Consider the following 15,970-nt stretch of genomic DNA (forward strand, 5'->3'; position numbering starts at 1 on the left):
CCCCTTCCTATCTAAACTATAACATTTTTGGCGCGTGTTTTAATAGGACAAAGGACTGATTTTAACGTTAAGTTTGTGTTACATCATTTCATTAATACAACATTTTTGGAAATACATGTGTAACAATCGTTGAGCCGCATTTTAAATTTTTCTTTTTTTCAAGTAAATGTGTTATGATGACTGTAAAATAAATCAAGGAGGGATTGCTATAGCCTCGCACCAATCTCATAATCGCAGCAGCAGACAGCGTCCCAAAAAATCAGTGGCTGCAAGGGTGAAAAACGCCCTGTTCAATTTTATCATGTTTGTTTTTCTGTTAATCGGCTTGGCCCTGATTTTCAACGGCCAAATCAAAGATTTTATCGTGGGACGGACGACTGACAAACATGCTATCGCAGCAGTCAGTTCCAAAGACATTGAGCAAAATAATCAAAAGGCGGCTTCTTTCGATTTTGATGCAGTGGAGTCACTGGATCTTGAAACCATCGTAAAAGCCAGCAATTCAGATATCGGAATGGATGTCATCGGCGGGATTGCTATCCCAAGTGTCAACCTGAATCTGCCGATCTTCAAAGGACTCTCCAACTATGCACTTGCAGTCGGCGCCGGAACCATGAAAGAAGAACAAGTCATGGGCAAGGGAAATTACGCGTTGGCCAGCCATCATATGAACAACCCTGAGTTGTTGTTCTCTCCGCTGGTGGATGTCGATTTAGGTGCTGCCATTTTTATCACAGACTTGTCTTACGTGTACGAATATCGCATCGTTTATAAAGAATATGTGGCACCAACACGCATCGATGTGATTGAAGACCAAGACGACCGCCGGATGATTACACTGGTCACTTGCGACACGACCGGCGAAAACCGCCTCATTGTTCAAGGGGAATTGACCCGCATCGTTGCTAAGGACTATACGACCGATGCAATCAGTCAGGCATTTAACATGAAGAAAAACAATTAAAAACGTACCCGACAGCAAACGCGCGCTGTCGGGTACGTTTTAAAGATTAGGCAAATAAAAATTCCGGTTGTCCATCCCAAAGATCCGGTCGGTATATTCACCCGGCTGGACCTGCTTCAATGCCCCGAGCATCATCTGGATGGATGCATCCAAGTTATCAATGATATGCAGCACCTCTGCTTCCATAATCTTCGGACGCACAGGCGAGCCGTATTCCAGCTGCCCGTGGTGCGCCAGTATCACATGTTTCAGCACCAGTACTTCTTCATCCGACTCATCGATTTTCAGTTCCGTGCATGCTTTGGAAATCTCTTCATCAGCGATGACAATGTGGCCCAGCAGGTTGCCGGCCAGCGTATACTCAGTCGACATCGGACCTGACAGTTCGACTACTTTGCCTAAATCATGCAGTATAATCCCTGCGTATAACAATGACCGGTTCAGTTCAGGGTATTCGTCGCAAATGCCTCTGGCGAGATGCAGCATAGTGACTGTATGATAAGCCAGCCCTCCGGCGAATGCATGATGAAGGGTTTTAGCCGCCGGATAACTGAAGAAATCTTTCTGATACTTGCTCAGCAAATGTCTGACGATGCGCTGCCATTTAGCATTCGTAATATCAAAGAGCAGCTGGTTGATTTCTTCCGCCATATCGGCCGGTTTAACAGGCGCTCTCTCCATGTATAACGACGGTTCGCCCGGTTCACCCGGTTTTGCCAAACGCAGATGAAGAATCTTGACTTGAGGCATATTTTGATAAAGCTCTCGCTTGCCTCCTAAAAGCACCACCTTGCCGGCTGTAAACCGGGAAATCTCATCTTCGCCGGCATCCCAATACTTTCCGTCAATCGTGCCGGAAGTGTCTTGAAAGGTAAAAGCGATGAATTTTTTGCCGTTTCTGGCAGTTCTGACATCTGCTGTTTTTATCAGAGCAAATAGTTCAAATGTCTCGTCAACCGCAAGCTCTCTTAATTTTTTCACTCTTTTTCCTCCTCGTTCAATCTCAGTATCCGCCCGTCAGACTGTTCAAACAAGCGTTTCATTGCCATATCCGAAGACAAACAGATAATCTGAATCCTGCTGCTCAACTGTACCAGCAGCGAATGAAAGGCTTTTTTCCGGTCTTCATCAAAATGGAGCCAGCCGTCATCAATAATCATCGGTGACGGGTAATGGTCATGATGAAGGTGCACAAAGGCCAGCCGGAACGCAATATACAACTGGTCTTGAACACCTGTTGACAACTGCCTGATGCCAAAGGTCCGCTGCTGAGCATCCCGTACTGCCAGTTGCTGGCCGTCAATCAGCAGTTTATCATAGCGGGACAGCGTCAATGTGTTAAAAAAGCTGCCGGCCGTCGCCAGCAAAGCCGGCAGCTGTTGATCGGACAAATATTGAAACACATCTTGCGTCAGACGTTCGGCAAAACGATAACTCAACCAATCCCGGCTCAATTCTTCAGTGACATCCAACTGGCTTGCTTTCTTCTGGTACAGTTCATCCAGTGTGCCGTCTTGTTCAATCTGCCGCAGCGCGTAACCCACTTCATGATAAGCAGACTGTTCTTGTTTCACCTGCTCCCGGATACGGGCTGTTTTTTTATGGCAAGCGGCTATTTGCGCGGCAAGTTCCGCTGCTTCATAAGAAGTCTGAAAATCAAACAGACCATCAAGGATCAGCAGCAGTTCTTCACGGCGCCGCTGTTTGTCCTGCAGCTGCTGCTGTTCCTCCAGCCAAGCGGGAATATCTTCAAACCGCTTGATTTCCGCTTGCTTCATAACGAGGGACAAGTCATGTTCTTTTTCTGTCTTATTGCGTGCCAGACGGGAAAGCTGCTCGCGATTGTGGTCTTCCGCCGTACCTGCCAGTTTCGTCTGTTTAAGCTGCTGCTGTTCTTCTACAAATGATTTTACACGACCATAGGCGTCAAGTATAGGCAAATTAGCGATTTGGATCCATTTTTCCGCAAAGGATACAGCCAGCCGGCTTTGTTCCAGCTGTTGATTATTAGCTGTCAGCTGATTGGTCAGCGACTGCTGCTTGACTAATAACTGCTGCATGCGCGTGCGGCCCGGTAATTGTATGAGCCAGTCCCTCAAGGATGACTCTTGATTAAACCCGAACGTTTCAGCTAATTGGATTTTTTTCTGCTGCTGCGTCTGCTGCTCCCTCTCACATTCCTCTTGTTCCCGCTCCAGAACACGGTGCCTGTCTTGCAGCACATCCATTTGCGATAATTGGGTGCGGTATATTTCTTTTGCGGCCAGCTGGCGTTTGCCTGAACCTAGCAAGAAGCTGCCGAAACCGACGCCCGCCAAAACAATCGCAGCTGCCGCAAGCCACAGTTGTGCCGTCAACACTCCAACGGCCGCCAGCACAATAACCAAGACACCTGCTAAAACGACTGCCGGATAAGGCAATGGCAGCTTACCCAATTTCTTTTCAGTGTCTGCCAGTTGTTGTTCAAGTTGGGCGATGTCGGACAGCTGTGTTTCTTTTTCCCGCTGAATCGCCGCCAAGCGCTGGGACACCCGCTCCTCTTCCCCGGAAAGATGTTGGATTGCCTGTTCGTCATGAACGGACAGAGGCGTCGGGTCAGCTGTCTCATCAATCTGGTAACGTGCTGCCAAATCAGCCATTTCACGAGCCGTTTCTTGCAGCTGCTCCTCTAAATGTGCTTGATACAGCGACAACTTCTCAACATGAGGCACAGATGCCGCAAGCTGTTCAAATTGCGCTTCATGCGCCAGATAAAACGAGAAGGCGCCCGATTGGGATAGATCGGTCTGCTGCATCTGCTCATGCAGCAAGCGCTGTTCTTCAGCTTGCAAATACTGCCAGTCTCGATACAAACGTTCCACTGCCTCTCTTTCCGCTTCATAGACAACGGCTGTGTCCAGCTGGCGCGAGATTGCCCGGTATTCCTGAAACAACGGCCAGTGCTGCTGTTGTTTTTCTTTCTGAGCCAGCTCATCAGCCAATAAATCTGCTGCCTCAGCCAACCGCTCCAGCTGCTGATGATGCTGCGCTTTTCTTTCAAGCAGCAGCTGATAATCTTGAATTTGCGCTTCCTTGACACTGATTTGCGCCTCCAGCTCAGCCAGCCGGCTCAACTCTTGATTCAGCAGCGGCTTGCGGCCAGCCGGTTTGTAAATTTCCTGACGCTGTTTAAAAAAATCCGCTTCCGCCATCTCCAGCCGGCGCGTGCCGGTCAAACCGACAGACAGCAATGTTCTCTGCAATACTTCTTCATTAAGATGAACAACATCACCCAGCTGCTCCTGCTGAAAGCTGAAAACCTGGTCAAAAACAGTCTGTGTCAACGGCGCTAACAGCTGCTCGAGAAAATCATCGCCGACAATACGCTGGTCGCCCAGGTAAACAACACTTTTCCCGTTGTTTTTCTCCCGGACACGCTCAATGATTAGCTCGCCGTGAACAGCATGGCGGCATGTCAGCCGGCCGCCGAACAACACACCTGCTGCCGGTGTGAAGTCGCGTATCTTATCGCGTTTCTTAGGGAAGCCGAATAGCATCGCACGTATAAAATGATACAGAGTAGACTTGCCTGATTCATTGCTGCCGAAAACCAGCAGACAAGGAGTATCTATCTCAAAGTGCTGATTTTGCCATTTGCCAAACCCGTATATCTCTATCCTCGTGAGTCTCATCGTCATACCTCTTTTTTATCGGCTATTTTTTCTCTCAACAACTGAACGGCTTGCGCCAAACTCTCGGTCACTAACCGGCGGTCGATTTGCAAATTAGCTGCCAGTAACGGCTGCTGCATCAAATCTTTAGTCAGCTGCTGATACACTTCCTGTGTCGCATATCCACGGCTCAATTCATCAATCACTTCTTGCGTGATACCTGTCAACAGCAGCTCCTCTTCAGGCGCCTCCGTTTCAAGGGCAACCAACACCACTTGCTGCCGACTTTCCGAGAAAATTTCTTGTTTCAAAAAGGCCAAAAGTCCTTTTTTTTCTGCCAGTATAGTGGCCAGCCATTCTTGTTTTAACCCTTGAAGAGTTGCCGTGACAAACATTACTTTCCCCTCCGACAACCGGGCCAAACAACTGTCGATAATCGCCAGCAGCACATCGTTTTTACTTTCAGCAGATGATGTGTCGACCGGGACCTCAAGCCAGCCCGTCAGTGCGACATCTTGCCAGTCAAACACTGTCCGTTCCGGCGTTATATCGACTACAAGAACGCCTTTCGCTGCTGATTCTTTGCGCGTGCGTCCCTGGGGCGTACCGGGATAGACAATCGGCGGGGCGTCAGACAGAACCTGCGGTTGATGAATGTGCCCCAGTCCCCAATAATCATAGCCTTTGCTCTGCATTTCCCGGATGGCAAACGGTGCATACGGCTGCTCGTCACTCTGTTCGCCATGATAGAAGCCGATGTGGTAATCCGCCCCGCTGACACGCGGCGGAAATTGTGCCAGCTTGCCTTCCGCCAGCCAGCGTTCATCATAAGAGAAGCCGCTGATTGCTACTGTTTCTCCTGACCTAGTCGTCAACCGCTTGGTCGTTACCTCGGCACTGTCGAACAGCAGCACATTGTCCGGCCAGTCAAACCAGTAGCGGTCAGCAGTATAGTAATCATGATTGCCAAAAGACAGGACGACAGGAATACCAGCCTCTTTTAATCGTGTCAGTTGTTCCAGAAAAAAAGTCTGCACATGTATGGAAGAGAGCGATTGATGAAACGTATCGCCTGCGATGAGCAGAAAGTCGCACTGCTCATGTAAACAGCAATCGACGATGCGGCTGACCATCTGGTGATTCAATCTGTTTAATGTTTCATGGAACTGCTCCGGCAATCCGTAAACATGCGAAAAAGGCCGGTCCAAATGCAAGTCAGCTGTGTGTATAAATTTCATCCGCGTCATCCCCTTTTATCATATCTTCTACTTTACCATGTTCCGCTGCAAAAAGAAAAACGACAGGAAACATTCCGGCCGTTTTTCATAAACTATTTAATCATTTAACTGATATAATTCTTGCACAGGTTTCATAATGATGCGGTTCAAATCATTAATAATCAGACTGAACGCCTGCTCCTTCTGCATTAAATCATTGATCAACTCGGACGCCTGAACTTTTTCCGCCATTTCCTGAGCCGTCTTGGCATCTTCTTCAGAGAATTCTTCTCCCTGCATCTGTTTTGTCTGCAATTCCTGCTGCAGTTTTTGGAAATTTTTGAACAAGTCATAGGCCGTTTCATCTGACTTCACAGCATGAAATGCCGCTTCCAATGTTTTAAACTCATCTAACTGTCTGATTTCACGCTCAATCTGATTAGCGCTGTCGTAAATATTCACTGTCATACATTCGTCGTCCCCTCTTTAATTGTCATCTCTGCTATTGTACCATTCTTTAACAGACTTTCCCATAAATTATTGGCCGATGCGCTCGCGCAGTCCTCCCAGCAAATCAGAAAGAGAATCTTTCAGCACTTCTGCGCCTTCTTTTAGTTTACCGCCCAGTTTACCGGCATTTTCTTTCACATTATTACCGAATTCACCTAGTTTTTGTCTAAAGTCTTCTTCTGACTCGGTGGTCTGATTTTCCTGACTAGCATCCGCAACAGAAAACGGCGTGCCCGGCGATGCTGCCAAAATCCGCTGCGATTCGTCACGGAACAGCGTTGCTAAATTACTGCCGCTGCCGCCCGTCAAGTAGTGTGTCTCGCTGCTCTCGTCAAAACCGACCCACGTCGCAATGACAACGTCCGGAGTATAACCGATAATCCACTGGTCCTTTGATGCATCGTCCACGTTGACACTTTCAGTCGTTCCCGTTTTACCTGCCATCGTGTATCCGTACGGCTGCGCATCGACGCCTGTTCCCGAGCTGAACACGCCTTGCATCATGCTGGTCATTTCTTCCGCTACTTCAGGTGTCGTCACCCGCACAGATTTAGGTTTGTTTTCATAAACCACCGTGCCGGACGCATCCACGATTTTGGTAATATAATATGGTTCGATCCGTTCGCCTTGATTGGCAAACACACTGTACGCACTGGCCATTTTGAGCGGATTGGTGCCTTTGGTCAAGCCGCCTAAAGCCAGACCGTAATAGCGGTCCTTTTCATTTAAGGAAATGCCGAATTTTTCAACCTTTTTATAGCCCCGGTCCAAACCGATTTCATTCAGCAGCCAGACAGCCGGAGCGTTGAGACTTTGCGCCAGTGCTTGATACATAGGCGCCTGTCCGCTATAAGTCCGAGTATAGTTTTGCACATCATAAAATGACAGCGGCTCATCTTTCAGCATATCATTAGGTTCATAACCTGCTTCAAGTGCCGGTGTATAAACTGCCAGCGGCTTCAGAGTTGAGCCGGGTGACAGCGAAACAGTTGAATTAGTCGCCCGGTTCAAGCCCCGCGGCGTGTAATCACCCCGGCCGCCGACAACCGCCATGACTCCGCCTGTCGTCGGATTGATAGCAATCGACGCCCCTTGCACCTTCTCGCCGTCCTCGGCATTTGGAGGAAACAAACTGTCATTTTCAAACGACGTGTTCATTGCTTTCTGATAATTCTGGTCAAGCGTTGTATAAATCTTGTAGCCTTTGCTGACTAAATCTTCATCTTTGATACCGGCCTTGTGCTCCGCTTCATTGATGACATCATCAAAATAATAAGGAAACGTGTACGAATCATCCACATGATAAAAATCGTCTCTGACATACAACTCCTCTGATTTCAATTGGCCCGCTGTAGCTTCATCAAGTTTGCCGTTTGTCACCATCAAATCTAAAACAGTGTCCCGCCGGTCTTTGGCATTATCCAAATGGTCGATCGGATTATAAATACCAGGACCTTTCAGCATACCGGCAATGACCGCTGCTTCATCAATGGTGACATCTGCAGCACTTTTTCCAAAATACTTGTGCGACGCGTCCTCAACTCCCCACACACCGTTGGCAAAATAAGCATTATTCAAATACATTTCAAGAATCTCGTCCTTGGAATACTGCTTCTCAATTTCAATCGCAAGGAACAACTCCCGCGCTTTCCGGTCAAATGTCTGATCAAGAGTCAGATACGCATTTTTGGCCAGCTGCTGTGTGATGGTACTGCCGCCGCCGCCGCTGGTATTGCGGTTGATGACCATTCTGACCGCGGCCCGGGCAATCCCCCGCACATCAAACCCTTTATGTTCATAGAACCGTTTGTCTTCCGTCGAAATCACCGCATCTTTAATATGCTGGGATACTTGGTCAATCGTGACAAACGTGCCTTTTTGGCCATATTTAGACAGCGTGCCGGCCTCATCACCGTCTTTGTCATAAACTGTAGTGACCTGTTCAAGACCTGATTTCAGCGTGGATACATTCGTGCTCTTGGCAACATAAAACAAGTACATGCTAAAACCCAATATCGCGACCAGTGCGGTCAGCAGTATAATTTTATTGACATGATATTTCTTCCAAACGTGTCTGCGCCATTTTCTGAACCGATTCCAATACGGTTTCAGCCACGACCAGATTTTTTGGAAAGATGCTGATAATTTTGCTAATATCTGTTTGAAATCCATAGAAACTCCTTCTTTATCGCTTCTGGTTGACTATCATTTTATCATAAAAATGCTGGTAGCAAATAAGTCTAAAGACTCATTTAATCATAGTAGCATGAACTTATTAATAATTTATGATACAATTTTTAAGAATTTACAAAATTACTGTATTGGAGGCAAGTACTGGTGAAACTGACGATTACTCTTCCCAGCTCATTTCAAACCAAAGACATCCGGACTTTACTTGAGGAGGACTGGCTGATTCCCCGAAAAGTCCGCCATTTTTTACGTGTCAGGAAAAATGTCCAAGTAAACGGTTCGGCAAAACTTTTTCATGAAACAGTCACAGCTGGTGATGAAGTGACACTTTCATTTGAAGAAAATGACTATCCAGTGCCTGACATTGCCCTCGGCGATGCAGACAAAGCAGCCGTTTTGTTTGAAGATGACCACCTGATAATTGTCAATAAACCCCACGGCATAAAAACCCACCCCAATCAACCGGACGAAACCGACACACTGCTTAATCACATTGCTGCGTACTTGGCTCCCTCTGGCAGCAGCCCTTACGTCGTCCATCGCCTTGACAAAGAAACTAGCGGAGCCGTACTGTTCGCCAAAAATCCCGTTGTGCTCCCGCTGTTAGGCAGACGTTTGGAAAGAAAAGAAATCCAGCGTATTTATGAAGCGGAAGTTGCCGGCATCATTACGGAACCTGCCTTGACTATCACCAAAAAAATCGGACGGCACCGGCATGACCGCCGCAAACGGGTGGTTGATGAACAACACGGCAAACCGGCAGTTACCCACGTCACTGTGACTGACCGCTCACACCAAAGCACCTGGGTGAGGTGCCGGCTGGAAACAGGCCGGACACATCAAATCCGCGTCCATCTGCAAGCCATCGGCCATCCCGTCATCGGCGACCCGTTATATCAGCAAAACGCTCCCGCCAACCAGCGGCTGATGCTTCATGCCAGAGAACTGTCGCTGCAGCATCCGTTTACGCATGAACCCATTACCGTTCGGACGGCGCTCGGGCTGAAAGACATGCCCCGCCGGCAAGGCTGACCATTTTTAAGTGCCACTCAAAATTATCAGCCGGTCCTGCCGGCTTGGCAAGAAAAAAGGGAGTCAACACTCCCTTTTTCATTACGCCTCATTCAGAACAGCAGTCAGTTTGCTGGTATCGAGCCGGTCATACGCGCCAAAGAACGGTTGCAGTTCATGAAGCACTGCGCTGTTTTTGGTTTTCACATCATTTTCTGCTTGCAGTACCAGCAGCGGCTCATGCAAACTCATGCGCAGCAAATACCAGCCGGACCCGTATTCGCCGCGGACAGTGACACGGACGCCTTCTTCATTGTCGTCATCCATACTAAAATCTGCATGATCATCTGCAAACACAGCCATCTGCTGAATAACCTGCTCGCCATACGCACGATAGTCGCTTCCTGCAATCGGAAAACGGACTTCCTGTGTTTCAGCAGGCTGTTTTAAATCAGCAATCAAATCACTCAGCTGGCGTCCCTGTTTCTTCAATTTAGGCAGCAACATCAAAATTTTGGCAATCACATAAGCGCCGTCATCCAGAAAATAATTTTCTTTGAAAGCCGCATGTCCGCTCGTTTCGATAGCCAGCTGGGTATCCACACCCTGTTCATTCAAGGATATTGCTTTATTAATAACATTACGGTACCCGGATAAGTATCTGACCTGTTTGCCTCCCAATTGACTGATGAACGTCTTCAAGTGACTGGAAGTCGGCGAATTTGTGACAATCGCCGTCCCCGGATGTTCCTCCAGCACAATTGTTGCCAAGACGGCAATCAAATTATTGCGGTTCAGCGCTTCGCCGTTTCGGTCAACGACTGCGGCACGGTCGACATCAGTGTCAAAGATGACACCAAGGTCAGCCCCCTGTGTCAATACAGCACGTTGAATGCTGGCCATGGCTTCTTTATTGTCCGGGTTAGGAATATGATTGGGAAACGTGCCATCCGGTTCTAAAAATTGACTGCCTGTCGTATCGGCACCCAGCTCCTGCAACACTTTTTCCGCAAAAAAGCCGCCTGCGCCGTTTCCTGCATCCAATACAATATGAAAAGAAGCCAGCGGTTTTTCTTCTCCTGTAGCACGTTGAATCTTGCGCACCATATCTTGTGCATACACCGGTATGACATCCGCCGTTTGAACTTGCCCTACCACTGGCAGCGAACGGTCCAGCGGATAGCTGTGGGCTAAAATATAAGCGATATCCTCATGCTCCGCACCGCCTTTTCTGGAAAACAGTTTGATGCCGTTATAGTGGTAAGGAAGATGGCTGGCTGTAATCATGATACCTGCATCACAGTCAAATGACTCGAACTGTGTCGCCATGAACATCGCAGGGGTCGTTGCCATCCCTGTATCCAGCACTTCCACGGAATGTGTCAGGAATGTGTCAATCAGGGCTTGTTTTAATGTCGGGCCTGACAGCCGGCTGTCATGACCAACGGCGATTCGCAACTGCTGTCCGTCAGTTGCATGATGCTGCTGCAGCCAGTCTACAATGCCGTTGGCAATCGCTGAAGCCTCGACCGCTGTTAAGTTGGCGGCCGCCTCATCTGTAGAAATCGCTATCCCTCTGATGTCCGACCCATTTTGTAATGCCTGCAATTTATCCAAAAAAATCCCTCCTGAGTTAAATGATGTATTCTTGTAATTTATCGTGGATGATTCGGGCGTCTTCCACATCTTTTGAAATCAACACTATTGTATCAGTTCCAGCAAGTGTTGCAACAATTTCCGGGTAATTCAGCTCGTCCAGTTCTGCTGCCACCACATCCGCATTGCCCAGCAGTGTGTTCAAAATATTCATAAACTGGACTTGTGTGATATTGACCACCGCATCATGAAAGACTTCCCGCAGCCGGTCCTCTGTCGCTTCTTCCGGAGGAGAAAAAATCGCATATTTGACGCGCCCGTCTGTATCTCTCACCTTGATAATGTGCATTTCGCGAATATCTCTTGAAATCGTCGCTTGGGTCGTTTCCGCCCCTGCTTCTTTCAGCAAGTCGATTAACTCATCTTGTGTTTCGATATCATGTTTGGCAATTAATTGTTTAATGAGTGCCTGACGCTTTTTTTTATTCATAAAAGTGTCTCCCTTGTATTTTTATGCTTTGATTATACCAAAAAAGCCGGATACTTTTCGAATTTTCTTCTATCTGCCAGCCGTTTTATTCACTCTTAATAGAATTATCGGGAAAAATTTGCTATAATAGCAATGCATTTTGTAATTATATCATCTATATACAGATATTCGTACCGGGAGGAAAATCATGACTGAAAAAAAATTAGTTGCTGATGCTTTAACAGCCATCATCAGCGAACATATAAGTGAAGAAGACATCATCAGCTTACTGGAAAAACCAAAGACAGCCCAGCATGGCGACTTGGCTTTTCCTGCTTTTTCATTGGCAAAAGCGCTGCGCAAATCACCGCAGCTCATCGCGCAAGAGATTGCCGCAGACATCGCCAAAGACTCTTTTGAAACAGTCGAAGCAGTCGGCCCTTACGTCAATTTCTTCCTGAATAAAAGAAATGTCAGCACCCAAACATTGCATGACATCCTAACGCAGCAGGAACACTTCGGTGACGCAGACATCGGCGGCAAAAGAGCTGTGCCGATCGACATGTCATCGCCAAACATTGCCAAACCAATGTCAATGGGACATCTGCGTTCCACTGTCATCGGCAACTCTCTGTCTAAAATTCTGGAAAAAATCAACTACTCGCCTGTCAAAATCAATTACATCGGCGACTGGGGAACTCAATTCGGAAAACTCATTGTTGCCTATAAAAAATGGGGCAGCGAAGAAGCTGTCCGAAATAACCCGATTAAAGAATTACTGAGATTGTATGTAGATTTCCATGAAGAAGCAGAAACAGACCCCGCACTTGAAGATGAAGGCCGTGCATGGTTTAAAAAACTTGAAGACGGTGACGCAGAGGCGGTGTCTTTGTGGCAGTGGTTCAGAGAGGAATCACTGAAAGAATTTCAACGTGTTTACGATATGCTCGGTGTCTCCTTTGACTCTTACAATGGCGAATCTTTTTACAATGACAAGATGGCAGCCGTTGTCGAACTTTTATCTCAAAAAGGATTGTTGAAAGCCGACCAAGGTGCTGATATCGTTGATTTGGAAAAATATCAATTGAACCCTGCTCTGATCCGTAAATCCGACGGCGCCACCTTGTACATCACGCGGGACTTGGCATCAGCGATTTACCGGAAAGAAACGTACGACTTTGCCAGTGCGCTGTATGTCGTAGGAAACGAGCAGTCTGTCCACTTTAAACAATTAAAAGCCGTATTGCTGGAGATGGGCTTTGACTGGGCCAATGACATTCACCACATTCCATTTGGTCTGATAACCAAGGACGGAAAAAAACTGTCCACACGGAAAGGAAAAATCGTGCTGCTGGAAGAAGTGCTGAACGAAGCTATTTCTTCCGCCAAAGAACAGATTGAGGAAAAGAATCCGTCGCTGGCGGATAAGGAAACTGTGGCACACCAAGTAGGAGTCGGAGCCGTTATTTTCCACGATTTAAAAAATGACCGGCTGAACAACTTCGACTTCACATTGGAAGAAGTTGTCCGCTTTGAAGGCGAAACAGGCCCTTACGTCCAGTATACGCATGCCAGATCTGCAAGCATTTTACGAAAAGCCGGCTGGCAACCAGACAGCAGCCAGCGCTATTCTTTGGGAGACGCTGACAGCTGGGAAGTCATCAAACTGCTGCAAAACTTCCCGGAAACCGTGCTGCGGGCTGCTGAGAAATATGAGCCGTCGGTTATCGCCAAGCATGCCATTCAACTGGCACAAAGCTTCAATAAGTATTATGCGCATGTCAAAGTGCTGGCAGATGATCCGGAAAAAGAATCCCGCTTGGCATTGGTCTATGCTGTTAAAACCATTTTGAAAGAAGATTTGCGTCTGCTCGGGCTGGATGCGCCAGATGAAATGTAACAACGTATTCGCTACAGAAAAAACTCACTGTAACGGGGAAAAACCTGCTACAGTGAGTTTTTTGAGTGATACAGACGCTATTTTATCAACCGGTATATCGCATCTGCATAAATAATCGCTGCATTAATCAAATCATCGACTGCCATAAATTCATTCGCCTGGTGCATCGTATCGATGCTGTCCGGGAACATCGCACCATAAGCAACTCCCCGTTCAAGCAAGCGGCCAAAAGTGCCGCCGCCGATGACTTGCTCATAGCCTTTAAGGCCGGTATGCTCCTCATAGACACTCAACAATGTTTTGACTAACGGGTCTTCAGGAGAAACATAATGAGGCACTTTCGCACCGTTTTCCACGCTGACCCGCACAGTGTAATCAGCTAATTTTTCGACAATTCGCTGATGAATGACCGGCACATCAATGCCTTTTGGAAATCTGAAGTTCAGCGTGATGAAGTTGTCCGAGGCTCCGTCCTCAAATGAGAAAACTCCTGCATTCATTGTCAATTCACCCATAATATCATCCGCAATAGCGACATCTAGCTTGGCGCCGTCTGTATTATCATGAACATAACGAGCCGCAACAGCTAAATAATCCTTTGCAGAGCCGACAAATGCAAACTGGTTTAAAAATGTGGCTAAATAGGTTCCGGCATTGGTTCCTTTAGCCGGCATTGCACCGTGGGCTGCTTTGCCTGTCAACGTAAGTTTCGCTACATCGCCTTCGAAAGTCACTTCTCCAGTCACCGGCTGCTTCGCCAAAAAGTCAGTGTAAGCTTGTTCAAACGCGGCCTGCTCACCTGCCAGTTTGACAGTTGCTTCTGCCAGTTCCGGCACCATGTTTGCTCTTAGTCCGGATTTGAAATGAAGCAGCTGATAATCACCCGAGTTGCCGCCGTCAAAGAGCAGCTGCATCGTGACATTTCCTTTTTCACCGTTGATAATCGGAAATTCAGCGTCTGGTGAAAACCCAAAATCAGGCGTCTCTTCCACAGCCAAATAATGGTCCATGCACTGCCAATCACTCTCTTCATCCGTCCCGATAATCAGCCGTGTTTTCTTTGAAACCGGCAGATTCAGTTCCTTGATGATTTTTAATGCATAGTAGGCTGCCATAGTCGGTCCTTTGTCATCACTGGAACCTCTGGCATATAAACGGCCGTCTTTGATGACCGGCTCAAACGGGTCTGTCTCCCAGCCCGGGCCAACAGGGACGACATCCACATGCCCGAAAATCCCCAGCATCTCATCGCCGTCGCCATACTCGATATGTCCCGCAATGTTGCCGACATTTTTAGTCGTGAAGCCATCACGTTCTCCAATTTCCAGAAATTTCAACAAGGCGTCCTTAGGTCCCGGACCGACCGGCGCGTCATCAGTCGCCTGATCATCCTCACGCACGCTAGGAATACGCAATAAATCAAATAAGTCTTTCAGCAAATCCTCTTTTCGAGCTTCGACTTCTTTTTTCCAGTCAATGGTCATTATGCAACCCCTCCATATTTAAATTACATACCCATCATACCACTTTTAAAGCGCAAGAAAAACAACTTGTACGGCAATCCGTTTATTTTATTTGATATAATGACAATAGCAAAGAATCAAAACGAGGTGAGCTCATGCAACACATTATCCCGCACAACATCCTTTCTCAAACGATAACCAAACGGCCCGCCGTCTCCCATAAAGGCACTTATGGCAGAGTCGCCTTAATCGGCGGCAATCAACAGTTCGGCGGCGCCATCATCCTCGCAAGCGAAGCCGCAGTAAATACTGGCGCCGGACTCGTCACCACCGTCACCGCTCCTGAAAACCATGCTTCGCTTCATGCCAGACTGCCAGAAGCCATGGTGGTTGACTGGACTGATTTGCCTGCCGTCAAAGAAATTGTCCGCCAAGCATCCGTCATTGTCATCGGACCCGGATTAGGGCTGGACAGCCAAAGTCTGGCACTGCTGAAATTGGTCTTCGCATCTGTGACAAGACAGCAAGTTTGTGTCGTCGACGGGTCAGCCATCACCCTAATGGCCGAACATGATGTGACAGTGCCGAACCACAGTGCCGCCTTCATTCTCACACCCCATAAAAAAGAATGGGAACGACTCAGCGGCATACCGGTTACCGAACAGAACGAAGAACGTAACCTTTTGGCTAAGGAAAAAATCCCTGCTGCCGTTGTGCTCAAAAAGCACCGCACAGAAATTTTCTTTGAGACAGATACATATTTGAACCCTATCGGCACACCGGCGATGGCGACAGGCGGTATGGGAGATACTTTAGCCGGTATCATTGCCGGCTTCACCGCACAGTTCCAGCCAAAAGACAAAGCTTTGTTAGCCGCCGTCTATCTACACAGTCTTTTAGGAGAACAGCTGGGCAAATCCCACTATGTCGCATTGCCGTCAAAACTCATCGGACTCATCAGCCGGACGATGAAACAATTTGAAACTTAGCAGTCAGAGAC

Annotated in this window: 12 protein-coding genes; 4 read left to right on the forward strand and 8 right to left on the reverse strand. The window is 47.6% G+C overall.

From position 1 onward, the window contains the following. The first annotated feature begins 262 nt into the window (after positions 1-262). Positions 263-964 (forward strand): class A sortase, encoded by a 702-nt coding sequence (locus tag CBF27_RS07630; RefSeq protein ID WP_211334636.1) that lies wholly within the window; start codon positions 263-265, stop codon positions 962-964. A 39-nt stretch (positions 965-1,003) separates the two neighbouring features. Here the strand turns inward: CBF27_RS07630 and CBF27_RS07635 are convergent, their stop codons facing one another. From CBF27_RS07635 to CBF27_RS07655, 5 genes are all read right to left on the reverse strand, one after another. Continuing rightward, positions 1,004-1,945, reverse strand: a complete 942-nt coding sequence (locus tag CBF27_RS07635; RefSeq protein WP_126813726.1) for a 3'-5' exoribonuclease YhaM family protein — start codon at positions 1,943-1,945, stop codon at positions 1,004-1,006. Continuing rightward, positions 1,942-4,635: an ATP-binding protein gene (locus CBF27_RS07640; protein WP_170175044.1), complete on the reverse strand. Its 2,694-nt coding sequence runs from the start codon at positions 4,633-4,635 to the stop codon at positions 1,942-1,944. The genes CBF27_RS07635 and CBF27_RS07640 overlap by 4 nt, the downstream gene beginning before the upstream one ends. Before the next feature lie 2 nt (positions 4,636-4,637). Further along, positions 4,638-5,852 carry a metallophosphoesterase family protein gene (locus CBF27_RS07645; protein ID WP_170175045.1) on the reverse strand — a complete coding sequence of 405 codons (1,215 nt, stop codon included), beginning with the start codon at positions 5,850-5,852 and terminating at the stop codon, positions 4,638-4,640. Between the two features lie 96 nt (positions 5,853-5,948). Then, entirely contained in the window at positions 5,949-6,299 is a 351-nt protein-coding gene (locus CBF27_RS07650) for a YlbF/YmcA family competence regulator (protein WP_126813729.1), read from the reverse strand. Between the two features lie 69 nt (positions 6,300-6,368). Beyond that, complete coding sequence (locus CBF27_RS07655; RefSeq protein ID WP_126813730.1) at positions 6,369-8,513, reverse strand: PBP1A family penicillin-binding protein; 2,145 nt, start codon at positions 8,511-8,513, stop codon at positions 6,369-6,371. A 165-nt stretch (positions 8,514-8,678) separates the two neighbouring features. Here CBF27_RS07655 and CBF27_RS07660 point away from each other — a divergent pair, with 165 nt between their 5' ends. Beyond that, on the forward strand, positions 8,679-9,563 hold the full coding sequence (locus CBF27_RS07660; RefSeq protein WP_126813731.1) for an RluA family pseudouridine synthase: 885 nt from the start codon (positions 8,679-8,681) through the stop codon (positions 9,561-9,563). Positions 9,564-9,644: 81 nt separating this feature from the next. Here the strand turns inward: CBF27_RS07660 and CBF27_RS07665 are convergent, their stop codons facing one another. Then, the gene (locus CBF27_RS07665) at positions 9,645-11,159 is read right to left on the reverse strand and encodes a phosphohexomutase domain-containing protein (RefSeq protein ID WP_126813732.1); all 1,515 of its coding nucleotides are present in this window, start codon (positions 11,157-11,159) and stop codon (positions 9,645-9,647) included. Between the two features lie 16 nt (positions 11,160-11,175). Next, a complete protein-coding gene (argR, locus tag CBF27_RS07670; protein WP_126813733.1) occupies positions 11,176-11,628 on the reverse strand; it encodes an arginine repressor in 453 nt (150 codons plus the stop codon). Between the two features lie 187 nt (positions 11,629-11,815). Between argR and argS the strand changes: the two genes are divergently transcribed. Next, positions 11,816-13,507 (forward strand): arginine--tRNA ligase, encoded by a 1,692-nt coding sequence (argS, locus tag CBF27_RS07675; RefSeq protein WP_126813734.1) that lies wholly within the window; start codon positions 11,816-11,818, stop codon positions 13,505-13,507. A gap of 77 nt (positions 13,508-13,584) precedes the next feature. On the opposite strand, the gene pepV is transcribed toward argS, so the two are convergent. Next, positions 13,585-14,991: a dipeptidase PepV gene (gene pepV / locus CBF27_RS07680; protein ID WP_126813735.1), complete on the reverse strand. Its 1,407-nt coding sequence runs from the start codon at positions 14,989-14,991 to the stop codon at positions 13,585-13,587. 134 nt (positions 14,992-15,125) lie between these two features. Here pepV and CBF27_RS07685 point away from each other — a divergent pair, with 134 nt between their 5' ends. Beyond that, positions 15,126-15,959 (forward strand): NAD(P)H-hydrate dehydratase, encoded by an 834-nt coding sequence (locus CBF27_RS07685; RefSeq protein WP_126813736.1) that lies wholly within the window; start codon positions 15,126-15,128, stop codon positions 15,957-15,959. The last annotated feature ends 11 nt before the right edge of the window (positions 15,960-15,970 follow it).

Origin of the sequence: Vagococcus acidifermentans (assembly GCF_003987655.1) — a bacterium.
In the GTDB taxonomy this organism is placed as follows: Bacteria; Bacillota; Bacilli; order Lactobacillales; family Vagococcaceae; genus Vagococcus_B; species Vagococcus_B acidifermentans.

Coding starts and splice junctions, on each gene's coding strand:
- pepV (WP_126813735.1), bottom strand. CDS start 14,991: ATGACCATTGACTGGAAAAAAGAAGTCGAAGCTCGAAAAGAGGATTTG.
- argR (WP_126813733.1), bottom strand. CDS start 11,628: ATGAATAAAAAAAAGCGTCAGGCACTCATTAAACAATTAATTGCCAAA.
- CBF27_RS07650 (WP_126813729.1), bottom strand. CDS start 6,299: ATGACAGTGAATATTTACGACAGCGCTAATCAGATTGAGCGTGAAATC.
- CBF27_RS07645 (WP_170175045.1), bottom strand. CDS start 5,852: ATGAAATTTATACACACAGCTGACTTGCATTTGGACCGGCCTTTTTCG.
- CBF27_RS07685 (WP_126813736.1), top strand. CDS start 15,126: ATGCAACACATTATCCCGCACAACATCCTTTCTCAAACGATAACCAAA.
- CBF27_RS07655 (WP_126813730.1), bottom strand. CDS start 8,513: ATGGATTTCAAACAGATATTAGCAAAATTATCAGCATCTTTCCAAAAA.
- argS (WP_126813734.1), top strand. CDS start 11,816: ATGACTGAAAAAAAATTAGTTGCTGATGCTTTAACAGCCATCATCAGC.
- CBF27_RS07640 (WP_170175044.1), bottom strand. CDS start 4,635: ATGAGACTCACGAGGATAGAGATATACGGGTTTGGCAAATGGCAAAAT.